Origin of the sequence: Hominilimicola fabiformis (assembly GCF_020687385.1) — a bacterium.
GTDB classification, from domain to species: Bacteria; Bacillota; Clostridia; order UBA1381; family UBA1381; genus Hominilimicola; species Hominilimicola fabiformis.
The window spans coordinates 1-21,585 of record NZ_JAJEQM010000007.1; the positions used below are offsets into that span (position 1 = coordinate 1).

Here is a 21,585-nt window from a genome sequence, read left to right on the forward strand (position 1 = left end):
CTTGGCTGCATAAAAATAGCGTAGCAGTCGTTAAAACTACTACGCTATAAAAAGTCTAACTTTTGGGGGTCACATCAAATGGCACTGTTATTAATAAAGTACACTAAAAATAATTGTTGTACTATAGGTAAAAAACTGTATATTTAGGTAAGGAGTATCAGAAACTTTATGGGAAATAATAAAATAATATCAGATGAAGATGAAAAGAAAATCAGAGCAATGCGATTAGGAGATAAAAATGCGATACTATGGGGGTTAAAATGTACCGGATTACATTATAGAATAAATGCGATTGCTTGTGCGGTAATGTATAATATAACAGATGATGATATTATTGATTCAATAAAAGAATTAAAGTCCGAGACTTACACTTCTATTGGTACAAGTGCTTCGGGATGTGCGTATGCAGCTCTGGATATATTGGGAATTGAAAAATATGCAGGAGATTCTCGAGAGGTAAAAAGATATTTGAATTGTAAATTCGATTTTTATAAAGATTTTGTTGTTAAAGCACAAGAGATGAAAAATAAATCTTGATATTACACACTTTTATAATCAATATGGATATATATTATTGTAACAATAAAGTATATGTGATACAATAAAACCTATATGTAAATCAAAGGCAAAAACAATGGAGGGATACACAATGGGCAAAGAAAATTTACATATATTCAGAGGAGAATTGGCACTTGCGTTGGCGGTTATAATCAACAGTTTCGGCGTTGTGCTTATGTTATATTCAGGTGCGGGAATTTCGGCTATATCAAGTGTTCCGTATGCGTTTTCGGAGGTTATTCCGAAAGTATCGCTTGGAACATGGACATATATTTTTCAAGGATTGCTTGTTTTGAGTTTAATGATACTTAGGAAAAAGTTTGTTCCGCAATATTTGTTCAGCTTTGTGGTGGGTTTTATATTCAGTGAATTGCTTGACGTGCATAAAATGTGGATAGACGTTTTACCGACAGATTTGGGTTGGTGCGTGTTATACTTCGCCGTAAGTTATTTCTTGCTTTGTATAGGAATAGCTTTGTCGAACAGATGTAAATTACCGATAATACCGACAGACCTTTTCCCGAGAGAATTGTCAGAGATTATAAACGTTTCATATTCAAAAGTTAAAATAATTTTTGACGTAACGTGTTTGACTGTAACAGCCGGTATGACGCTTATATTTCTCGGACGTCTTGACGGATTGGGAATAGGAACTGTCCTTGCGGCGTTTACTATGGGTAAAACGGTCGGCATTATCGTCAATATGATGGATAAAAAGTTCAGATTTGTTTCGTTTTTATCTAAATAAATTATAAATAAGAACGCATATCAACGGTAAGTTCTTCTTCAATATTGATAAGCTTTTTAGCAATATCTTTTGACTTTTCGTCGGCGGCTTTGTACTTGTTAAGATATTTGTGCAATGTTTTAACACCCATATTACAGCCGTCGGTGATAAGGTCGGCAATCGTATTATCCGAAGAATCGGCAGAAATTTTTATATTCGTTTTAAACCACGACATACCTTTAGCCATAGGATTAGGATCTTTGCCGTCGTCGTGGTATTTGTCAAGAAGTATTTGAATTTCATCTTGAAGTTGTTGGTGGTCTGATTTTGCTTTTTCAAGCATTTGCTTGAAATTACCGTTGTTTACATCACCGAGAACTTCTTCTATTGAATACACGCCCATTTTTATACCGGCGTCACATTCTCTTAAAAGTTTTACAGTATCTTGTTCTATCATAATATCACTCCTTTTGGGTATAGTAATAACCTTAAAAATGTATTTTATTCGGTAAATTGAGATATGATACATATATATTTTGGTAATATATCAAAATAATTTTAACTATGATGTTGAAATCGGTATGTTTTTGATATATAATGTATTATTGGTAAAATATACGACTTGGAGGAAACATTCTATGAGGAAACATTCTATTATGAAAAAAATAATATCGTTAATATCGGCAGCAGTGATTTGTGCGACGGCATCTGCACCTGTTATGGCGGCAGGTTGGCAGAAACAGTATCCGTGGGCAAAGGAAAGCGTTGAATATTGCTTGGAAAACAATATAATTTCGGGTGACGAAACAGGTGACCTTATGCTCGGCGGAAATCTTACAAGAGAACAAATGGCGAAAATATTTACAGATACATTTAATTTACAATCGAATTCAGCAGTTCGATTTAATGATGTGGAAAAAAATAAGTGGTCATATAAATATGTACAGGCATTTCAAGATTATATGCCGAAAAAAGGCTCGTTATTTAACGGCGGTGAATATGTAACGCGTGAAGAATTTGCGGCGTCATTGGTAAAAGCAAGCGGTCAAAAGGCAGCTGACAGTTATACAATCACAAATTACAGCTTTAAAGACACTCAAAGCGTTGATGACGCATATAAAAATTTGCTTGAAACCGCGGTAACAAATTTGTATATGCTTGGTGACAGCGGTAATATACGTCCGAAAGATTTGCTTACAAGAGCGGAGGCTTGTACGTTCCTTTACAGAGTGGTAAATCCTGCGGCAGACAAAACTTCAATCACAGGTAACGCACAGGTGACGGTTGAACAGGCACAGGCTTGGGCAAAGGCAAAAGGGGCACACCAAAGATTTATTGATATAGCACCGATTTATTGGTATTACGGAGAAGTTTTCGGAATCAGACCGGAAGTGATGTATGCACAAGCCGGCAAAGAAACAGCATACGGAAATTACGGCGGCGCTGTATTGCCTGAAATGAATAACTGGGCAGGCATAAAAATTAAAAAACCGACAGGTGACAAAACAGAGGATCACGAAACTTTTGCAACACCTGAGGACGGTGTAAGAGCACATTATAATCATATGGCTGCGTATGTCGGTCTTGCACCCGTAGGAGAGCCACACGACAGATATTATGTTGTAAAGAGTATAGCTTGGGCAGGTACGGTAAAGTATGTCGAGCAACTTGGCGGACGTTGGTGTCCTGATATTAATTACGGATATGACATAATGACAATGGTTGAAAATATGTTGAAATACTAAAATACAAGGAGTAATTTATGATACTGCTTAATGGAAGTAATATAAAGAAAATGTTTCTTGATGAAACGCTTTTTGACAGTGTATCGTTTAATGTTGACAGTAACGATAAAATCGGTTTTATCGGTGTAAACGGTGCGGGAAAATCAACCCTTTTTAAGATAATCACAGGTGATATGGATTATGATGAGGGTGAAATTTTTAAGAATAAAGGCTTGCGTGTCGGTTACCTTGATCAGTATTCCGTAAACGGCAGTGAAAAGAGTATATGGGAAGAAACTCTTACGGTGTTTGCCGATGTAATCGAAATGGAAAATCAGCTTGATGAAATTCGTTTCGATATAGAAAATAATAACGGCAATATCGACGAGCTTGTAAAACGTCAAACTTCTTTGCAGGAAGCATTTGCCGAACGTGACGGATTTTATTATAAATCAAAAGTTAAAAGCACACTTACTGGACTGGGCTTTTCGGAAGATGAATTTGACTTGTGTGTAGACAAATTGTCGGGCGGTCAAAAAACTCGTGTCGCACTCGGTAAAATTCTTTTGTCCGATGCAAATTTGTTGCTTTTGGACGAGCCGACAAACCATCTTGATATAGAGTCGGTTGAATGGCTTGAGGATTTCCTAAGAAACTATAGCGGTGCATTTATTGTAATATCGCACGACAGATATTTTCTTGACAGAGTTACGAACAAGACTTTTGAACTTGAAAACGGTCGTTTCCGTTCGTATAACGGAAATTACAGTGCATATATGGCACAAAGGGAGATTGACAAAAAGACCGAACAGAGAAATTATGATAACACAATGCGTGAAATTCAGCGTCTTGAAAATGTTGTTGAACAGCAAAGACGTTGGGGCAGAGAGAAAAATATTAAAACCGCCGAAAGCAAAATGAAAGTTATCGAAAGACTTGAAAAAGATTTGAATGCACCTATGCAGTCGCCCGAAGAAATGGAGTTTACATTCAAGGCCTGTGCAGGCGGCGGACAAGATGTTGTTCAGACGGAAAGCTTGGGCATGGCATTTGATAATAACAGATTGTTTTCAAATGTTGATATGCTTATTAAAAAAGGTGAAAAGGTATTCCTTTTAGGCCCGAACGGCTGCGGTAAAACGACGTTGCTTAAAATTTTAATGGGCGATTATGAGCAGACGGAAGGCTCATATAAAATCGGTGCGAATATCCATATAGGATACTATGATCAAATTCAAGAAAATCTTAATATGGATAAAACAGTTATAGACGAGGTATGGGATGAATATCCTAACCTTACTCAAACTCAAATCAGAAATGCACTTGCAGTATTTTTGTTTAAAGGCGAAGATGTGTTTAAGGAAATACATAAGTTGTCCGGTGGCGAGAGAGCGAGAGTTGAACTTGTAAAACTTATGCTTAAGAGTGTTAATCTGCTTATAATGGACGAACCTACAAACCATCTTGACATTGAATCGAGAGAGGCTCTTGAAAATGCACTTTCCGATTATGACGGTACTATGATAATGGTATCGCACGACAGATATTTTATAAATAAACTTGCCGACAGAATTTTGTATTTGACACCGAACGGTGTTGAAAGTTACAGAGGTGATTACGACAGCTTTGTGGCTCGTGAAACGGTTAAGACAGAACAGAAAACAGAGTCGGCAGGTCATCTTGATTATAAGGAGCAAAAGCGTTTGGAGGCGGAAAAACGTAAAACGCTTAATCGCTTTGCAAAGGTTGAGGACGAAATATCAAATAAGGAATCGGAGGTTGAGGAACTTTCTAAAGAGCTTGAAAATTCCGATATTGCAACTGATTATGTCAAAGCAGGCGAGATAACCGATAAAATAACAGAATTGCAGGACAAAATCGAAAGCCTTATGGAAGAATGGGAACGCTTGCAGATGATAATAGAAGAAAGTGGGTATGACGTATGAGAGCGGTTGTACAGAGAGTAACGAATGCTGATGTTAAAATTGACGGCAGAGTGAACGGAAAAATAGATGACGGCTTGCTTGTTCTTCTCGGTGTCGGCAACGGTGATACAGAAGAAGATATGAAGTATATCGCAGACAAGATTATAAAGTTGCGTATTTTCAGTGACGAAAACGATAAAATGAATTTGAGTCTTGAAGATGTCGGCGGAAGCATGCTCGTTATATCGCAATTTACTTTATACGGCGATTGCTCGCATGGCAGACGACCGTATTTTGGCAACGCAATGGAGCCTGTCAGCGCAAATGAAATGTATGAAAAATTTGTTGCATATATCAGGGAACAAGGTATACATACCGAAACAGGCGAATTCGGTGCGGATATGAAAGTATCACTTACAAATGACGGTCCTGTTACAATAATTTTGGAGAGCAAGAACTGAGGTTGTAATGATGCGAAGAAAAGAACGTGAAGTTACGGATTACAATAAAATGATTGAAATGTTGAAATCGTGTGACTGCTGTCGTATAGGATTGGTGGACGATAAAGGTGCGTATATTGTTCCGATGAACTTCGGATATGAAGATAATAACGGCAAACTTACATTGTATTTTCACGGAGCGACAGAGGGGAAGAAGATTGATCTAATCAATAATCAACCCGAAATAAGTTTTGAAACAGATACGAAACATGAGCTTGTAACAAGTGATACTGCTTGCGGTCATTCGTATTTGTATCAAAGCATTATGGGTAGGGGACAGGTAAAAATAGTGGCAGACAGGGACACTAAAATTAAAGGACTTAATCAAATCATGCACCACTATACAGGTGAATCCGATTATGAATTTAACGAAAACGTGCTTGAACGCACGGCTGTCATAAAATTAGCTGTGACAGAATGGTCGTGCAAAGAACATTAAAACTTGTAAAAGCTATTGAAAACAGTGTCGATTAATGATATAATTAAAATAATATAATAAACGGAGGAAAGAAAATGCAGAATGAAACAGTAATTGTACTTGACTTCGGCGGTCAGTATAATCAGCTTATAGCCCGCAGAGTGCGTGAATGTAACGTATATTGCGAGGTTATGTCATACAAAAATTCTATCGAGAAGATTAAAGAAAAAAATCCGGTAGGTATCATTTTTACTGGCGGTCCGAACAGTGTGTATGACGAAAAATCACCACACTGCGATAAGGCAATTTTTGAACTTGGTATTCCTATTTTGGGTATTTGTTACGGCAGTCAGCTTATGGCATATACTCTTGGCGGTCACGTTGATACTGCTCCTGTAAGTGAGTACGGTAAGACGGAAATTACAACTTCTGAAAGTAAGTTGTTTGAAAATGTTGATAAAAATACAGTAGTTTGGATGAGCCATACGGATTATATCGATAAAATTCCGGAAGGTTTCAAGATTACTGCTTATTCTAACGATTGTCCGTGTGCGGCTTATGAAGATGAAGAAAAGAAATTGTATGCGGTACAGTATCACCCGGAAGTAAATCATTCTGTACAAGGTCAGCAGATGTTGAAGAATTTCTTGTTTAACGTTTGTGGTTGTAAGGGCGATTGGCTTATGTCCGATTTTGCCGAAAAATCAATTCAGGCTTTGCGTGAAAAGATTGGTGACGGTAAAGTTTTATGTGCTCTTTCAGGCGGTGTGGATTCATCTGTTGCGGCAGTTATGCTTCATAAAGCGGTAGGCAAGCAGCTTACTTGTGTGTTCGTTGATAACGGACTTCTTCGTAAAAATGAGGGCGATGAAGTTGAAAATCTTTTCAGAAATCAGTTTGATATTAACCTTATCAGAGCAAATGCACAGGATAGATTTTTAGGTAAGCTTGAGGGTGTAAAAGAACCCGAAAAGAAACGTAAGATTATAGGTGAGGAATTTATCCGTGTGTTCGAGGCGGAAGCTAAGAAAATCGGTAAGGTTGATTATCTTGTTCAAGGTACAATTTATCCGGACGTTATCGAAAGCGGTGCAGGTGATGCGGCTGTTATTAAGAGCCATCATAATGTAGGCGGACTTCCGGAACACGTTGATTTTAAAGAAATTGTTGAACCGCTTCGTGATTTGTTTAAGGATGAAGTGCGTCAGCTTGGTATCGAACTTGGTTTGCCTGAAAAATTCGTATGGCGTCAACCATTCCCGGGACCTGGACTGGCCGTAAGAGTTATAGGTGAAATTACAGAAGATAAACTTGAAATTTTGCGTGACGCAGACGCTATATTCAGAGAAGAAATCGCAAATGCAGGTCTTGAAAGAGATATAAACCAGTATTTTGCCGTTATTACAGATATGCGTAGCGTCGGTGTTATGGGTGACGGCAGAACATATGATTATACTCTTGCTTTAAGAGCCGTAACCACAACCGACTTTATGACAGCTGATTGGGCAAGAATACCTTTCGATGTCCTAGAAAAAGCATCAAATCGTATCGTAAACGAAGTAAAACACGTTAATAGACTTGTCTATGATATAACTTCAAAACCACCCGCAACTATTGAGTGGGAATAAAACGAAAAATCCCCGAAATCCTTGTAAATACAGGGTTTTCGGGGTTTCTTTTTGTCTTTTGAGTGCGTTTTGAGTACAAAAGTTAATTACTCTCCATGTTTTTGCTAGATTCGAAGTATTCTTTTGCATCACTTGGTTTTAAGTCCCAATACTTAATTAACAAGTCAATAATTTTTTTGTCATCTACATTTGCTTCCATCATTGCACAAATTGCTCTGTGGATTCCACAAAAAAATTCATCTTCAACTGCTTCATCAACATGTTGTTGATATTTGCGTCTGAAGTTGTCAATAATTTCAGGACCTAAGTCGGAAAACTCCTTTTTTAAAACATCAAGTGCATTTTTATCATTAATCTTCATAATAACCCTCCTTGTAGACTAAATATCTGATGAAATTTTAACGGTGATACCGTTTTTTGAACCGAGCATAACGTTTGAACGCTGCAGTTCTAATTCAATCGCTTCTTTTGTCTCTTTTAAGCTATCTAAGACATTTAATGTTTCTTTATCAGGTGTGTCGCTATATTTAGCGGCACATTTTTCATATCCGTAATTTATCTTTTCCCAACGAAGTATATCTTTCAAAAGGTTTTCTTGTTTTAATCTACATAAAACGTCATCTGCGTTATATTCTGTATCTCCGGCATTTGCTTTAAAAAATTTTGTTATAAGAGGATTTATCTTAAAAGAAACAGTTTCCGGTTTATATTCATCATCTTCTTCTCTTTCACCATCAATTAATACAATATTAGCCTTGATAAGCATAATCATCAATCCCATAAAATCGCCAATAGTTTCAAGTCTTATATTATTTTCAAATCCGGTTATCGCAAAAGAACTGACACCGAGGGCTTCAGCAATTTTATCGATCTGCTCTGTTTGAGGTGTCATTTTGTTTGTTTCATACTTTCGTATAGATACAGGGTGTATACCGGAAAGTTCTGCAAGTTTTGCCTGGGTAATGCCTATACGAGATCTAAAATATTTGATTTTTTCACCTATTGTCATATATTATCAATCCTTTTTATAGTTTTCTCGCTACAATTATAACATAAATATAATCAAAAGTCCATACCTTTTGAAAAAATGTAAATATAAATAAAATAAAAAAATTTAAAAAACCTCTTGACAAAACGTAGCGAATACGCTATAATGGTAAATGTAGCGAATAGGCTACAACGAATCTAACGAGGTGAGACTACGATGAATGAAAACAGAATCTACATTACAGCGCCTGAAATGGCAGAAATGCTTGGTATATCCATCGGACACGCTTATAAGATTATAAGAAGCCTGAATGATGAGCTGAAAAAAGATGGATATATTGTAATCGCAGGTAAAGTTCCAAAGGATTATTTTAAAAAGCGCTGGTTTGGATACAGCGCATAAGGAGGTATGAAATTATGAAAGCACAAAAAGATGCAAAAACAGGGAAGTGGCTCATTCAGTTCCGATATACAAATTGGCAGGGTGAGCGAAAAAAAACAACTAAGCGAGGCTTTAACACAAAAAGAGACGCAGAAGAATGGGTTAGAAATTTCTTGATGTCACAGCAAGCAGATTTTAATATGAATTTTGAGGAGTTCGTTAAAATTTACAGAAATGATATCAATAACAGAAATCGAAGCTCAACTACGGAAACAAAGGACAATATTATTGACACAAAAATTTTGCCGTATTTTGCAAAGAAAAGCATGAACAGCATAACAGCGGCTGATATTCGCAGTTGGCAAAATGAAGTAATTGCTCTTAGGAAAAAGGACGGAACGCCTTATGCTGAAACGTATCTTCATACGATTAACAATCAACTTAAAGCTATTTTCAATTATGCGGTAACTTATTATGATTTGCAGAACAATCCGTGTAAGAAGGTTAGCAGCATGGGTAAAAAGCAGGCTTCTGAAATGAGGTTTTTAACGGTTGATGAATTTTCAAAATTTCTTGACGGTATTATGGATAAACAAAAATCATATGTTACCTTTATGACTTTGTTTTGGACAGGTATGCGATTAGGCGAAATGCTTGCTCTGACACCGGCAGATATTGATTTTGAAGACAAGACAATAAGAATCAATAAGACTTATAACACCAAAGAAAAGAAAAACGGTCCTACAAAAACATATGCCAGCACAAGAACAATATCAGTTCCCGATTTTTTACTTGCTGATATTAAAGACTATATGAATTCTGTATACGGTCTGACTAAACATGACAGATTGTTCCAGGTTACAAAATATTATATGGAACATGAAAAAGAGCGAGCGTTGAAAAACAGTGGAATTGAGCATATTCGAATACACGATTTAAGGCATTCGCATTGCGCTTTGCTTTTTGAAATGGGCATAGCTCCGCTTGAGGTGAAAGAAAGGTTAGGACATAAAAATATTGAAACAACCTTAAATGTTTATGCTCATGTTTATCCGGATAAGCAAAGAAAACTTTCAGACAAACTTGATAAGGTGTATAAGGAGGGGTTGCACAATGGCGACGAAGAATAAAAACAGGGTTCGTAACAGGATAATCAATTTCCGCGTAACACCGTCAGAGTATGAAGAAATACAGGCAAGAATTAAAGTTTGCGGTATGCCTAAGGGTGAATATTTTATACAATCCCTGCTGCATCAGAACATTTGTATTTCGGTCGGAAAATATCAAAGCGATAGGTTAAGCCTTGAATTTAAAAAGCTCAGAGAAGTGCTTGAAACGGTATCTGATATTGATGAAATGGTTGATATAGCAAATGAATGTAAGGCTTTACTTAATCAGTTGATTATCATTACAAAGGATAATCAGAAACTATCACAAGATGATTTTATAACAAAGAAAAAGCCCTAACGTATCTGCAAATACATTAAGGCAAGGAATGTGGTAAGTACCACTCCAACAATGGCATTTTACCACATTCCTGTTAAAATTTCAAGAGGAACTGAGGTGAAAAATTTGAGTAAGTTAAAATTAATTAATATGCAAGACATTGAAGTTGAAGATATTGAATGGCTGATTTATCCTTTCATACCTTATGGAAAGATTACAATAATTCAAGGCGATCCCGGTGAGGGGAAAACAACACTTGTACTGCAAATTATAGCAAGACTGACGAAAGGTGAGGCTATTATAAATGAAAAAGCGAAACAGCCTATAAACGTTATTTATCAGACAGCAGAAGACGGACTGGGCGATACCATAAAGCCTCGCCTGTTATCCGCAGACGCAGACTGTTCAAAAGTGCTTGTAATTGATGATAAAGATACACCGCTTACAATGCGCGATGTAAGGCTTGAACAGGCTATTGTTGAAACAAAAGCTAAGCTTGTAGTTTTAGATCCGATTCAAGGATTTTTAGGGGCTGATGTCGATATGCACAGAGCAAATAAAATCAGGCCGGTTATGAAGCACATAGCAGAACTTGCCGATAAGTATAAATGTGCAATCATCTTAATAGGACACATGAACAAATGTAGCATGGGAAAATCAACATACAGAGGACTGGGATCGATTGATTTTCAGGCGGCAGCAAGAAGCGTTTTGATTGTAGGAAGAATTAAAGATGAACCGGAAATCAGAGTTGTATGTCAAACAAAAAGTTCACTTGCTCCAGAAGCGAAATCTATTGCTTTCAGATTAAGTAAAGAGAATGGATTTGAATGGATAGGTGAATATGATGTTACGGCTGATGACTTGTTATCAGGAACTGCTAAAGGAACAAAAAAGCAAGCTGCAATTGATTTTCTTGAGGAGTTTGTTTTAAATGGTGCGAAACCTCAAACTGAAATAATGAAGCTTGCAAAAGAAAAAGGCTTTTCGGAAAAGACAGTAAGAAACGCAAAAGATGAACTAAAAATAAAGTCAATGCGCAAAAACAACCAATGGTATTTGAGTTTAAATTAATTGCAAGATGGTAAGATGCCCTATTGTATAGAAAATGGCATCTTGCCACCTTAAAAGATAGGACGTGATAAGATGAAACAGCTGCAAATAAGCGAAGCTTTGTTTGTGAAAATGATTAAATATTTTTACAGCGAAGAAATCGGATTTGACAATGAGGAAATATTCGATCTGGAGCGTGAAATCAAAAAAGAACTTCAGATGAAGTTAGATAGAATTACCATGCGGAGTTATTACACAAAATACAAAACCGCAGAAACGGAGCAGGAGCGTGAGGAAGCACGCAAGAAATATCTCGATGAAAAAGGAGTGCCGAAAAGCTTCCGGTGGTGATTTTCCATAAGAGATATTTACAGGAATGTGGCACATTCCTGTTTCGGTAATAAGGAATGAAATGACGATTTACCGATAGGCAAAACATGAAATTTCCGGGCAGGAATTTTATTGGTTTGCCATCTATGACGCGATAAGCGGAATACATATCGGCGCAAGCCGATAAGCCCTCTGCAAGAGCGCAAACAGTCGCAGACTGCCGGCATTTTTGTTGGCTTGCTGACAAAAGTGCTTTTGCGTTACTCTTGACAAGAGTAACAGAACCGAAACAAGCCGAAAAGAGGTGAAATTTTATGAAAAGAACGATCAGTGCAATGGTCGGAAAAGGCTCTATTACCCATAACAATAGAGATTTTATTGCAGAAAATGTTGATGGTGAAAGAACGAAAAATAACATCACATACTGCAATGAAAAAATTCAAGACGTATATCATGAACTGTTTGATGAAGCTCTTCAAAAGTACAACGAAAAACAAACCCGAAGCGACAGAGTGATTGCCGATTACTATGAAAAAATCAGAACAGGCAAACAGGAAAAACCGTTCCATGAGATCATACTTCAGATAGGTGATAAAGATACCATGGGCGCTGAAACCGAAAACGGTGAACTGGCAAAAAAGATACTTGATAGGTATATGCACGATTTTGAAAAACGAAATCCGAATCTTCGGGTATTCTCTGCTCATCTTCACATGGATGAAGCAACGCCGCATCTGCATATTGATTTTATTCCGTTCACGACAAACAGCAAACGCGGACTTGAAACGAGAGTGTCTTTAAAGAAAGCGTTGGAAGCGCAAGGCTTCATCGGCGGCAGCCGTTCCGATACGGAATGGAATCAGTGGGTTGCTTCTGAAAAAGAAGTTTTATCACAAATTATGCTTGAGCATGGTATTGAATGGGATTAAAAAAACACACACGAAAAGCATAAAACTGTGAGTGAATTTAAAAAAGAAAAACTCGCCGAAGAAGTCGAGAAGTTGGAAAATAAAAAGGATGAGCTTAAGGATCAAATGAAAACTTACAAAAACGCTGAAGAATACGCACTGGTAACTGTCCGAAAGATAAAAGGCGATGAGGATTTTGTATTAAAAGATCCGTCACCTTTAATGTCTGCAAAAACATACAAAACCAAATATGTCGAGCCACTCATAAAAAAGCTTTTGGAGATTGTGAAAAACTTTGCACGAAGATGTTATCGGGCAGAAAGGGCTGAATCAAAATCGGCGGAAGTTATTGCGAACCTAACTAAAGAAAATGACAATTATAAATCAAGGCTGTGGCACTTGAATTTGGAAAACAGCAAATTAAAAACACAGCTAAGAGATTACGATAAGATAAAATCATTTCTCGGTGTGGATAGGATTAAAGAGATTTTAAAGATTGCAGGAAAATCAAAATCGCATAATCGTTCGGAATTTGTAAAATGAAACTTTCCCTTAATTGCCTATACAGGAATGTGCCACATTCCTGTTCAGGTAGTTAGGGGCAAAATGAAAAGGAGGATTTAACCATGAAAGAAAAAATTATTGAAAACGGAATTGAGTATGTAAGACGCGGAGATTATTACTATCCAAATGTGGAAGTACCAAAGAAGCACCGCCAGCTCGGAGCGTACGGCAGGCTTCATAAAGAATTTATAAAAAATCACCGCAAAGGATTCTATTCATCTTTGATTCTGCAAGGAAAACTGGATGAATATCTCTACGAACTTAATCGTGAAGCTTATAGGATGCTGAATGAACTGATAGATTACTTTGCAGAAAACGAAGGCGTAACAGAAGAACTGAAGAAAGAAAACCAAATGGAGTGGGTAAGGAGAATGAATAATATTAAAGCACGAGCAGAAGAAATTGTTTTAGACGAGATCGTATATACTACACGGTAAAAATAATGAACTTTGAAAACAGGCTTTTCTGATTTTAACAAAAGGGAAAAGTCTGTTTTCGTCATTTTATATCAATAAAGATAAAATCTTCATGAGAAAAGCAGAAAATTTTAAAATAGTATTGCTTTTATTCCAGATTTAGAATATAATATTATTTATAATAGACAAGGAGTGTAAAATTATGGAACTGATGTCTGCAAGAGAAGCGGCTGCTAAATGGGGTATATCACAAAGGCGGGTGGCGGTTCTTTGTTCTGAAAATAGAATTGCAAATGCTGAAATGATAGGTAATATGTGGTTAATTCCCATGAATGCAAAAAAGCCTATTGATGCAAGAAGCACACGGTATAATAAGAATGACGAAAATTCCGTAAAACCTTTTTTGAAATGGGCCGGTGGAAAAGGACAGCTCATAAAGGAAATTGAAAAATATTATCCTTTTGAAAATGTTAAAATCAACAAATATGCTGAACCTTTTGTTGGCGGTGGTGCAGTGCTTTTTGATATCCTCAGTAAGTTTGATTTAGATGAAATATACATCAGCGATATTAACGCAGAACTTATCAACACTTATATTATTGTAAGAGATTATATAGATAAGCTTATTCATCTGCTTATAAGCTATCAAGAAGACTATGTTCCTCTTGATACTGATAACAGGAAGAAATATTATATTGCAAAGAGAGAAAGATTTAATGATATTAAAGTGAATGGCAATGAAGCGGATAATATTGAAAAAGCAGCACTTATGATATTTCTTAACAAGACTTGTTTTAATGGTCTTTACAGAGTGAACAGAAAAGGACTTTTTAATGTGCCTATGGGCGCATACAAAAATCCTCTTATTTGTGATGAAAAAAAACTTAGAGCAGTGTCGGAAAAATTGCAAAATGTTAAAATTGTTTGCGAAGATTATAAAAAATCTGATGACTTCATAGATGAGAACACTTTTGTATACTTTGATCCTCCATACAGACCGCTTACAGAAACATCAAATTTCACGGCATATACCGAGAATTTATTTGATGATGAAAAACAAATAGAACTTGCGAATTTTGTTGAAAGAATAAGTAACAAAGGTGCAATGGTTGTTGTCAGCAACTCAGATCCTAAAAATACAAACAAGGAAGACGAGTTCTTTGACAAAATTTATGCTATTCATAAAATAAAAAGAGTTGAAGCTACTCGTATGATAAATTGTAACAGCGATGCAAGAGGTAGGATAAAAGAGCTTCTAATATCGAATTTTTAAGGAGAATGATATGCGAAAAAATACAGAAATATCTTCTGAACAGTTCAAAGAGATAATTAATAATTTTTATAACTATTTTGAAAATGGATATGTATTCGAAGATTTCTTAAAATCCTATCTTGAAAAAATAGGATTGGATGAAGTTTATGTCACAAAGCGTTCAGATGATGGAGGAATAGATTTAACGGCGATACGTAAAGGTATTGGCGAATTTAATCAAGCCGATTCGGATAAATATTATATACAAGCTAAACGGTACAAACCAACAGCAAACATATCTCCGGAGAAAATAAGAGCCTTGAGAGGTTCATTTTCAAATGGTAAAGGAATATTTATTACGACTGCCAAGGTTTCTGATAAAGCTAAAATAGAAGCAAATGAACTAGATCCTCAAAGGCCTATACTTGTAGTTGATGGGAAAGATTTAATTATTAGCTGTATTGAAAATGAAATTGGTTTTGTATTTAATCCTCAATTCAGCAAATCTGCTATGGATGAATTTTTAAATAAAAATAGAGTTGGTATTGAAAATGAGCAATCACCCAATCAAATACAAATAGAAAAGCAAATTTCAAACAATGATATACGTGCGCGCATACTTCCTATACCAAGAGCTATTTTGGAACAACTAGACGGCGATATTTATGAGTATGATGTATGTTTTAATAACAGCTATACAAATAAATTAAAAATTGATAAAGGAAGAAGATATTTTGCGAGAGTTACAGAAGCGTATAAAAGATTTGGTTTAATTGCTGATGATGGTTCTTTTAAACCTACGAATGCTGTTTGGACATATTCTGATGGGAATATAAAAATTAAAATAAATTGAAGAGGTACATATCATGAGAGATTTTAATGCATGGTTGTCAACTTTTAGAGCAAGTATTGCTGATTATGGATATTATGTTGATTTTCCGAAAATCTATAAAAATGTAGAAAAAATCAAAGTTGAATTAAATATATTAAATTCACTTATTGGTTCAAAAAACATAGAAGAGGAATTTATACAGTTAGTCGGAAAATATCCGGAAACATTAAAGTGCATTCCTTTATTGCTTGCAGTAAGAACGAATGAGATTTATGCCATTGACGGGGATGGTGAATTTACTTATTCCTTTAAAGAGGCAAATCAAACGATAGAGCAATATTGCGTATTTATGAGAAAAACAGGGCTGTTTGAATTACTTGAAAAACACATAATAAATAATTTATATGATTATGCAACTGGTGTGGAAACGGGGTTGGATTCAAATGGCCGCAAAAATCGTGGCGGACATCTAATGGAAAATGTGGTTGAAGATTACATAAAAAAAGCTGGATTTATAAAAGATGAAAATTATTTTAAAGAGATGTATATTCATCAGATAACAGAAAAATGGGACATTGATTTATCCGCAATTTCCAATACCGGAAAAACAGAAAAAAGATTTGATTATGTTATAAAGACGGATAATCAAATTTATGTTATAGAAACAAATTGTTATACAAGCGGTGGTTCCAAGCTCAATGAAACTGCAAGAAGTTATAAACAGATATCTCAGGAAGTCGATACTATTGATGGTGTGACTTTTGTATGGTTTACGGATGGGGCCGGATGGACAAGCGCAAGACATAATCTTGAAGAAACATTTGACATCATGCCACACATATATAATATTAACGATTTGGAAAATGGAATAATTAAAGAGGTTTTTAAATAAGGGGGATATTAAAAATGCAGGGAGGATTGTTTATCGCACTATATGATGAACAAACATTGAAATTATATTTAAATAAAGGCGTTTATGGATTCCTAATGAAGCCTGTATTTACAGAAACCCCTTCAAGTCGAAGTAAACATTATGCAGTTTTAGCTGATTATGCTTGTAGCAGAGAGGGCACCGATGTATTCTTCTTTTTAAAACGAAAAATAGTCTATGGAGGAAAAATATATGGTAATAAGGATGCAGGCTCTTTTTATCTGAATGGTGAAAATAGCCCACTTGGTAAGAAAGCAAAAGCTCCTCTTTTTTGGGATGAATCATCTAGATATATACCGTCAGATAAAAAGGGTGTTTTTAGGGTGAATGGCAGTGATAAGGCTCAACCTTTTATACTGCAGTTTATTCAAAATAAAGATACTGGTAAATATATCATATCGGATGATTTGTATTTTGAGTTAGGAAAATATCCTTATCCATTACCGTCTAATAGTATGCAAGGTATGGGCTTTTGTACATTAACTCCAGGTGAAGTGTCAACTCTCCTTAAATTAATCAAAAATTCTTCTTTTTGCATTGATTATTCAACATGTGAAAATATTGAAAAAGGTACAGACGAAACATTATTTGATGAAAAATTAATCGACATTAAGGACAACTTTATAAATGAGGCACAATTAGAATTTACAATTCTTGCTTCCTTAAAGCCGTTTTATGATTTTTTGTCAGATGATTATATTTTATGTAGGCAAGTACCAATTTCCCCATTTAAGCCAATGGATATGGATAGGGCTGATATTTGCTTATATAGCATGGAAAATCCTATTAAAGATGGGACAATTCCTAATGTAGTAATAGAATTGAAAAGAGGCTGTGCTAATTTTCATGCTTATGAACAAGCTGTAAGGTATTTGAAATGGATTGATAGAATTACTACAGACGAAGAGTTTAGTAACGTACAAACATTTGTTATTGCAAATTCATTTAACAAAATTAGAAAAGAAAAAGTTGACACATGTTATGAAGATAAAATAAAAATTTTCTCTTTAGATAAATTTAAATTTGAACATCTTGTTTGATATTAACATTAACCGGAGACAGTAATATGGAAAATAAAAAAATTAAAAAATGGGAACCGGAAGACTTTGAACTTGAAATGACTACACATTGGTCGTTCCCTAAACGCGGTGATTGGGCAACACACGATGCAAAATGGCGCGGGAATTGGTCGCCGTACATTCCAAGGAATATCATACTCAGGTATTCCCAAGAAGGAGATCTGGTGTTGGATCAATTTGCAGGCGGCGGTACTACTCTTGTTGAAGCAAAACTTTTAAATAGAGATATAATCGGTGTTGATGTAAATGATGCAGCTCTCGACAGATGCAGAGAAAAAACAGATTTTGATTATGAGCCTGCAAAAGGTAAGGTATATATAAAAAAAGGAGATGCAAGAAACCTTGATTTTGTTCCTGATGAAAGCATAGATTTAATATGTACACATCCACCTTATGCTGATATTATTAAATATAGCGATGGCTTAAAAAATGATTTATCTCAGTTAAAAGTCAAGGATTTTTTTGAAGAAATGAAAAAGGTTGCATCAGAAAGCTACCGTGTGCTAAAAAAGGACAAGTTCTGTGCCATTCTAATGGGCGATACTCGGCAAAAAGGCTGTATGATTCCAATGTCATTTGATGTGATGAAAATATTTCAAGACGCAGGGTTTAAGCTGAAAGAGCTGATTATAAAAGAACAACATAACTGTAAAGCAACGGGATATTGGAAAACTAATAGTGTGAAATATAATTTTTTGTTGATAGCACATGAGTATTTGTTTGTGTTTAGAAAGTGAGATTATGTATGTTAAAAATAGCAGATTTAGAAATTAGTTGTTTTCGTTCTATATTAAACCTAAAGCTATGTATAGAAAGCGAACCTAATTTAATATCGATATGTGGGGAAAATAATGTTGGAAAAACAAATACATTAAGGGCAATTAATCTATTTTTTAATCCTGAAGATTATGAAATTTCAATGGATAGACCAACATTAAAACAGGCTCAAGGAGGAGCTAGAATAGATCCTAAAATCACAGTAACACTTTGTGATGATGAAAATGATGAATATTTTCAAATTACCCGTGATTTCAAATATTATAATATTCAAAATGAAAAGTTTCTATCGGGAGTTTCGTTTACCAAAAGAGGTACTTTGATTAACAAAAAAAGCAAAAAAACAATGACTTTTGCTGAAATAAAAAGCAAATTGGAATTAATAGAATTTAGATATATAGAATCCATAAATATAGACATACCTGACTTAATAGAGAAGTTAACAAATGATGCAATCGATGTAGAATATGAACAAAGTAGAATGACTAAAAGCAAGCAAGAATTAAAAAATGCTTATGTAAAGTATATAACTGGATTACAAGAAATTTTGGATGTTTTTTCAAATGATATATCTCGGATTTTTAATGAATTTAAAAGTAATTGGAATGTAACTTTTAAAGTCCCAAGCTCAGCTGATACATTTAGAGATTTGATTTCGGATGATGTTGAATTATTAATAGATGATAAAGGCTGTAGAGGGATAGAACAAAAAGGTTCTGGACTACAACGACTAGCGGTAATACTATTAAATTTTGAAATACTTAAAAGAATCAAGCATAAGAAGAGTTATATTCTATGTGTTGATGAACCAGATATTTTTCTACATGATGGATTGCAAAAAAAACTTATGGAATTTTTCAAAGAAAGTTCTGATAAAATGCAAATTTTTTACACTACTCATTCGAAGAATTTTATAAATCAGTATTCGATGAAAAATATAATACTATTAGGCTCTAAACATTATCCACAACATAGTGCACGTAAAAAAAGATACATAGATGTTGTCGAAACAATTTTTATAGATATAAGCACGAATGATGGGTATGATCAAATATGTGAGCATTTAGGAATAGAACAAAATACTTATAATGTGCTTAAAAAGAATAATATTTTGGTAGAAGGAGGATGTGATAAAAAGTATCTTGAACAACTTGGTGATTATTTTGGATTTAAGAAACCTAACATTATATCGGCAGATGGTGTGACTAATGTTGAAAAATATTTGGATTTTTATAATTCATATTATAAAGACAATACAACTGCCTACAAGCCGTGTGTTAAGGTATTATTTGACAATGATTTGGCAGGGCGTGATGTTTATTGCAAAATAAAAAAAGATAAATACACTTATATTAATGTCTGTCCAGTATTACTTTGTAACTTTAATAATACGAGCAATATGAATTTAACAAATAACACATGCAATCACGAAATTGAAGATTATGTATATCCTGAAATTATATGTTACTTAGTCAATAAACTTCTTCAAAAAAAATCATTTAACACTATTGATATTGGCAAAGTAACTGAAAAAATTATAAAGCCAGCTTATCAAAATAACGGTATTCTTTACACGATTGAATATGAAAAAAATGAACAAAATCAGGAGGAAGGGCATAAAATATCATTTGTATCAGCGAAAAAAGCAACAAACGATATTAAAAATGGTCTTGCTGGTATGTTTAATATACCGGGTGACAGAGCTATAATAGAACTCCTTGAACAATGTGATAGAAAATATCCATATGTAAAAAATTTTCTAAAAGAGATATTTACATTTGAATAAGCATTATTTCTGAGTACAATTTGAGTACAAAAACTTACGTAAACAAAATTACCACAAGAAAAACTGTGAAATGTGCGAAATAAAATCACAGTAAATAAATGAAAAACACCTTGAATAAAAAAGAGGAAGTCGAGTGGGAGTAGTTCCCTTTGGTTTAGATGTGCCGAAAAACCCAGTATTTATGTGCCTTTCGGGACTTGGCACTTTTTGAACAACCGCTTTTGCAACACTTTTGCAACACTTTTTTTCAAAAACGTGTTTTCGGGCAGATGAAATAGTCCCCATTGGCTTACAACTAAACCTAAAAATCGCATAATTTTTAAGGCTTTTGCCCTGTTTTGGGCAGAAGCCTTTTTTGCATATTTGATAAAATTTTCTCTTTAATATATCATCAAATCAGATAAAAACAGCGAGGTGGTTGCTTTGAAAGAACAGAAATATCATTTATATCTTTCCGATGATGAATACAGACAGACTATTCAGTCCCTTGTTCGCTTGAAGAACAACCTAATTTCACAAGGCAGATACACCGACGCAGTTGATGATGTTTTGTTCAAAGTCTTAAAAACAAAAAGAGCCTGCACCCGGAACAATCATATTCTTTGATTGGGAAAGCGACGGCATAACCGACCATACAGGTATCGTTGAAAAGTGCGAAAACGGAAATGTTTACACCATAGAGGGCAATTCGTCAGACACGTGCAGAACCAAAACATATCCGGTTGGAAGTTCAGTTATCTACGGATATGGCATTCCGGCATATTAAAAAAGATGGCTGCTCGTTTGAGTAGCCATCAAGTACATTATAGTTGAGAGATTCTATACCGGAATGTATCTGTTTGCCGTTATACTGCACCGCCGTTATCTTGCGTGCTTTCTTTGTAAATGAAAGGATTATGTACCGATTCTTGGCTTTGAATATTTGTTCAGAATATTGTTTATATAATATTTTGCCGTATCATCAAGATTTGCTGACAGTTTTTTAAGGAGTTTTTCCTCATCGTCTGATAAGTATAGCAATAGATTTTTACGACTTTCATCATTTATGAAAATTCCTCCAAACATTCCTCGCTTGGTATATATAGGTGCATATCGGTTTAGAAAATCGACATCTCTGAATATGGTATCTTTACTTACTGCAAAATAGTAGGCTAATTCTACCGCTGTTGTTTCTTTGCATTTATTAAGTAAAAACAGTATTTCAAGTCTGCGTTCAAATGCTGACAACTTGTCTTTCATTACCGACTGCACCTCCTTTCGCTTTCCATTGTACAGGAGTAACTATGCAGTTTTTTCTGGTTTTCAAAAAATATTTTCATAAAATCGCCCTTTCGTGTAAATTTCGTTAAAATTGCACAAAAG

26 protein-coding genes and 2 pseudogenes are annotated in these 21,585 nt (G+C 35.0%); 24 read left to right on the forward strand and 4 right to left on the reverse strand.

Features of this window, described 5'->3' with window-relative positions; all coding sequences use genetic code 11:
• The first annotated feature begins 168 nt into the window (after positions 1-168).
• Positions 169-537, forward strand: coding sequence for a hypothetical protein (locus tag LKE05_RS06145; protein WP_022229140.1), 369 nt, complete (start codon positions 169-171; stop codon positions 535-537).
• A 112-nt stretch (positions 538-649) separates the two neighbouring features.
• Positions 650-1,306 (forward strand): DUF6198 family protein, encoded by a 657-nt coding sequence (locus LKE05_RS06150; protein WP_022229139.1) that lies wholly within the window; start codon positions 650-652, stop codon positions 1,304-1,306.
• A 1-nt stretch (position 1,307) separates the two neighbouring features.
• Here the strand turns inward: LKE05_RS06150 and LKE05_RS06155 are convergent, their stop codons facing one another.
• A complete protein-coding gene (locus tag LKE05_RS06155) occupies positions 1,308-1,742 on the reverse strand; it encodes a hypothetical protein (protein ID WP_022229138.1) in 435 nt (144 codons plus the stop codon).
• A 199-nt stretch (positions 1,743-1,941) separates the two neighbouring features.
• Between LKE05_RS06155 and LKE05_RS06160 the strand changes: the two genes are divergently transcribed.
• From LKE05_RS06160 to guaA, 6 genes and pseudogenes are all read left to right on the forward strand, one after another.
• Positions 1,942-3,030: a glucosaminidase domain-containing protein gene (locus LKE05_RS06160; protein ID WP_308456276.1), complete on the forward strand. Its 1,089-nt coding sequence runs from the start codon at positions 1,942-1,944 to the stop codon at positions 3,028-3,030.
• 50 nt (positions 3,031-3,080) lie between these two features.
• Positions 3,081-4,499: pseudogene (abc-f, locus tag LKE05_RS06165) on the forward strand (ribosomal protection-like ABC-F family protein); the annotation flags it as partial.
• A gap of 36 nt (positions 4,500-4,535) precedes the next feature.
• Entirely contained in the window at positions 4,536-4,955 is a 420-nt protein-coding gene (locus LKE05_RS14125) for an ABC transporter C-terminal domain-containing protein (protein WP_412957222.1), read from the forward strand.
• Positions 4,952-5,395, forward strand: a complete 444-nt coding sequence (gene dtd / locus LKE05_RS06170) for a D-aminoacyl-tRNA deacylase (protein ID WP_022229135.1) — start codon at positions 4,952-4,954, stop codon at positions 5,393-5,395. Before LKE05_RS14125 ends, dtd begins: the two co-directional genes overlap by 4 nt.
• Before the next feature lie 7 nt (positions 5,396-5,402).
• Positions 5,403-5,873, forward strand: a complete 471-nt coding sequence (locus LKE05_RS06175; RefSeq protein WP_308456277.1) for a pyridoxamine 5'-phosphate oxidase family protein — start codon at positions 5,403-5,405, stop codon at positions 5,871-5,873.
• Positions 5,874-5,947: 74 nt separating this feature from the next.
• On the forward strand, positions 5,948-7,480 hold the full coding sequence (gene guaA / locus LKE05_RS06180) for a glutamine-hydrolyzing GMP synthase (protein WP_147515135.1): 1,533 nt from the start codon (positions 5,948-5,950) through the stop codon (positions 7,478-7,480).
• A gap of 82 nt (positions 7,481-7,562) precedes the next feature.
• Here the strand turns inward: guaA and LKE05_RS06185 are convergent, their stop codons facing one another.
• Both LKE05_RS06185 and LKE05_RS06190 read right to left on the reverse strand, forming a co-directional pair.
• On the reverse strand, positions 7,563-7,841 hold the full coding sequence (locus tag LKE05_RS06185; protein ID WP_022229132.1) for a hypothetical protein: 279 nt from the start codon (positions 7,839-7,841) through the stop codon (positions 7,563-7,565).
• Between the two features lie 18 nt (positions 7,842-7,859).
• Positions 7,860-8,489 carry a helix-turn-helix domain-containing protein gene (locus tag LKE05_RS06190; protein WP_022229131.1) on the reverse strand — a complete coding sequence of 210 codons (630 nt, stop codon included), beginning with the start codon at positions 8,487-8,489 and terminating at the stop codon, positions 7,860-7,862.
• Between the two features lie 195 nt (positions 8,490-8,684).
• Here LKE05_RS06190 and LKE05_RS06195 point away from each other — a divergent pair, with 195 nt between their 5' ends.
• From LKE05_RS06195 to LKE05_RS06270, 16 genes and pseudogenes are all read left to right on the forward strand, one after another.
• Positions 8,685-8,870: a hypothetical protein gene (locus tag LKE05_RS06195; protein ID WP_022229130.1), complete on the forward strand. Its 186-nt coding sequence runs from the start codon at positions 8,685-8,687 to the stop codon at positions 8,868-8,870.
• 14 nt (positions 8,871-8,884) lie between these two features.
• Positions 8,885-9,979 (forward strand): site-specific integrase, encoded by a 1,095-nt coding sequence (locus tag LKE05_RS06200; RefSeq protein ID WP_022229129.1) that lies wholly within the window; start codon positions 8,885-8,887, stop codon positions 9,977-9,979.
• Positions 9,963-10,316 carry a plasmid mobilization protein gene (locus LKE05_RS06205; protein WP_022229128.1) on the forward strand — a complete coding sequence of 118 codons (354 nt, stop codon included), beginning with the start codon at positions 9,963-9,965 and terminating at the stop codon, positions 10,314-10,316. The genes LKE05_RS06200 and LKE05_RS06205 overlap by 17 nt, the downstream gene beginning before the upstream one ends.
• A gap of 51 nt (positions 10,317-10,367) precedes the next feature.
• Entirely contained in the window at positions 10,368-11,369 is a 1,002-nt protein-coding gene (locus LKE05_RS06210) for an AAA family ATPase (protein ID WP_117965671.1), read from the forward strand.
• A gap of 72 nt (positions 11,370-11,441) precedes the next feature.
• Entirely contained in the window at positions 11,442-11,699 is a 258-nt protein-coding gene (locus LKE05_RS06215; protein ID WP_022229126.1) for a hypothetical protein, read from the forward strand.
• Positions 11,700-11,992: 293 nt separating this feature from the next.
• A complete protein-coding gene (locus tag LKE05_RS06220) occupies positions 11,993-12,607 on the forward strand; it encodes a plasmid recombination protein (protein WP_022229125.1) in 615 nt (204 codons plus the stop codon).
• A gap of 27 nt (positions 12,608-12,634) precedes the next feature.
• On the forward strand, positions 12,635-13,129 hold the full coding sequence (locus LKE05_RS06225; protein WP_022229124.1) for a hypothetical protein: 495 nt from the start codon (positions 12,635-12,637) through the stop codon (positions 13,127-13,129).
• Positions 13,130-13,212: 83 nt separating this feature from the next.
• On the forward strand, positions 13,213-13,587 hold the full coding sequence (locus LKE05_RS06230) for a TnpV protein (RefSeq protein WP_022229123.1): 375 nt from the start codon (positions 13,213-13,215) through the stop codon (positions 13,585-13,587).
• A 181-nt stretch (positions 13,588-13,768) separates the two neighbouring features.
• Positions 13,769-14,839 (forward strand): DNA adenine methylase, encoded by a 1,071-nt coding sequence (locus LKE05_RS06235; RefSeq protein WP_022229122.1) that lies wholly within the window; start codon positions 13,769-13,771, stop codon positions 14,837-14,839.
• Between the two features lie 10 nt (positions 14,840-14,849).
• Positions 14,850-15,671: a restriction endonuclease gene (locus LKE05_RS06240; protein ID WP_022229121.1), complete on the forward strand. Its 822-nt coding sequence runs from the start codon at positions 14,850-14,852 to the stop codon at positions 15,669-15,671.
• 13 nt (positions 15,672-15,684) lie between these two features.
• Positions 15,685-16,542 carry a type II restriction endonuclease gene (locus tag LKE05_RS06245; RefSeq protein ID WP_022229120.1) on the forward strand — a complete coding sequence of 286 codons (858 nt, stop codon included), beginning with the start codon at positions 15,685-15,687 and terminating at the stop codon, positions 16,540-16,542.
• A gap of 14 nt (positions 16,543-16,556) precedes the next feature.
• Entirely contained in the window at positions 16,557-17,621 is a 1,065-nt protein-coding gene (locus LKE05_RS06250; protein WP_022229119.1) for a PDDEXK family nuclease, read from the forward strand.
• A gap of 26 nt (positions 17,622-17,647) precedes the next feature.
• Entirely contained in the window at positions 17,648-18,397 is a 750-nt protein-coding gene (locus LKE05_RS06255; RefSeq protein ID WP_022229118.1) for a TRM11 family SAM-dependent methyltransferase, read from the forward strand.
• Positions 18,398-18,405: 8 nt separating this feature from the next.
• The gene (locus LKE05_RS06260) at positions 18,406-20,223 is read left to right on the forward strand and encodes an ATP-dependent nuclease (protein ID WP_022229117.1); all 1,818 of its coding nucleotides are present in this window, start codon (positions 18,406-18,408) and stop codon (positions 20,221-20,223) included.
• A gap of 423 nt (positions 20,224-20,646) precedes the next feature.
• Entirely contained in the window at positions 20,647-20,829 is a 183-nt protein-coding gene (locus tag LKE05_RS06265; protein WP_117965680.1) for a hypothetical protein, read from the forward strand.
• Positions 20,798-20,989: pseudogene (locus LKE05_RS06270) on the forward strand (CHAP domain-containing protein); the annotation flags it as partial. The gene LKE05_RS06265 and the pseudogene LKE05_RS06270, both read left to right, overlap by 32 nt.
• Before the next feature lie 128 nt (positions 20,990-21,117).
• Here the strand turns inward: LKE05_RS06270 and LKE05_RS06275 are convergent.
• Positions 21,118-21,462: an HTH domain-containing protein gene (locus tag LKE05_RS06275; RefSeq protein WP_022229116.1), complete on the reverse strand. Its 345-nt coding sequence runs from the start codon at positions 21,460-21,462 to the stop codon at positions 21,118-21,120.
• Positions 21,463-21,585 lie beyond the last annotated feature (123 nt).

Coding starts and splice junctions, on each gene's coding strand:
- LKE05_RS06145 (WP_022229140.1), top strand. CDS start 169: ATGGGAAATAATAAAATAATATCAGATGAAGATGAAAAGAAAATCAGA.
- LKE05_RS06150 (WP_022229139.1), top strand. CDS start 650: ATGGGCAAAGAAAATTTACATATATTCAGAGGAGAATTGGCACTTGCG.
- LKE05_RS06155 (WP_022229138.1), bottom strand. CDS start 1,742: ATGATAGAACAAGATACTGTAAAACTTTTAAGAGAATGTGACGCCGGT.
- LKE05_RS06160 (WP_308456276.1), top strand. CDS start 1,942: ATGAAAAAAATAATATCGTTAATATCGGCAGCAGTGATTTGTGCGACG.
- LKE05_RS14125 (WP_412957222.1), top strand. CDS start 4,536: ATGGTATCGCACGACAGATATTTTATAAATAAACTTGCCGACAGAATT.
- dtd (WP_022229135.1), top strand. CDS start 4,952: ATGAGAGCGGTTGTACAGAGAGTAACGAATGCTGATGTTAAAATTGAC.
- LKE05_RS06175 (WP_308456277.1), top strand. CDS start 5,403: ATGATGCGAAGAAAAGAACGTGAAGTTACGGATTACAATAAAATGATT.
- guaA (WP_147515135.1), top strand. CDS start 5,948: ATGCAGAATGAAACAGTAATTGTACTTGACTTCGGCGGTCAGTATAAT.
- LKE05_RS06185 (WP_022229132.1), bottom strand. CDS start 7,841: ATGAAGATTAATGATAAAAATGCACTTGATGTTTTAAAAAAGGAGTTT.
- LKE05_RS06190 (WP_022229131.1), bottom strand. CDS start 8,489: ATGACAATAGGTGAAAAAATCAAATATTTTAGATCTCGTATAGGCATT.
- LKE05_RS06195 (WP_022229130.1), top strand. CDS start 8,685: ATGAATGAAAACAGAATCTACATTACAGCGCCTGAAATGGCAGAAATG.
- LKE05_RS06200 (WP_022229129.1), top strand. CDS start 8,885: ATGAAAGCACAAAAAGATGCAAAAACAGGGAAGTGGCTCATTCAGTTC.
- LKE05_RS06205 (WP_022229128.1), top strand. CDS start 9,963: ATGGCGACGAAGAATAAAAACAGGGTTCGTAACAGGATAATCAATTTC.
- LKE05_RS06210 (WP_117965671.1), top strand. CDS start 10,368: ATGGCATTTTACCACATTCCTGTTAAAATTTCAAGAGGAACTGAGGTG.
- LKE05_RS06215 (WP_022229126.1), top strand. CDS start 11,442: ATGAAACAGCTGCAAATAAGCGAAGCTTTGTTTGTGAAAATGATTAAA.
- LKE05_RS06220 (WP_022229125.1), top strand. CDS start 11,993: ATGAAAAGAACGATCAGTGCAATGGTCGGAAAAGGCTCTATTACCCAT.
- LKE05_RS06230 (WP_022229123.1), top strand. CDS start 13,213: ATGAAAGAAAAAATTATTGAAAACGGAATTGAGTATGTAAGACGCGGA.
- LKE05_RS06235 (WP_022229122.1), top strand. CDS start 13,769: ATGGAACTGATGTCTGCAAGAGAAGCGGCTGCTAAATGGGGTATATCA.
- LKE05_RS06240 (WP_022229121.1), top strand. CDS start 14,850: ATGCGAAAAAATACAGAAATATCTTCTGAACAGTTCAAAGAGATAATT.
- LKE05_RS06245 (WP_022229120.1), top strand. CDS start 15,685: ATGAGAGATTTTAATGCATGGTTGTCAACTTTTAGAGCAAGTATTGCT.
- LKE05_RS06250 (WP_022229119.1), top strand. CDS start 16,557: ATGCAGGGAGGATTGTTTATCGCACTATATGATGAACAAACATTGAAA.
- LKE05_RS06255 (WP_022229118.1), top strand. CDS start 17,648: ATGGAAAATAAAAAAATTAAAAAATGGGAACCGGAAGACTTTGAACTT.
- LKE05_RS06260 (WP_022229117.1), top strand. CDS start 18,406: ATGTTAAAAATAGCAGATTTAGAAATTAGTTGTTTTCGTTCTATATTA.
- LKE05_RS06275 (WP_022229116.1), bottom strand. CDS start 21,462: ATGAAAGACAAGTTGTCAGCATTTGAACGCAGACTTGAAATACTGTTT.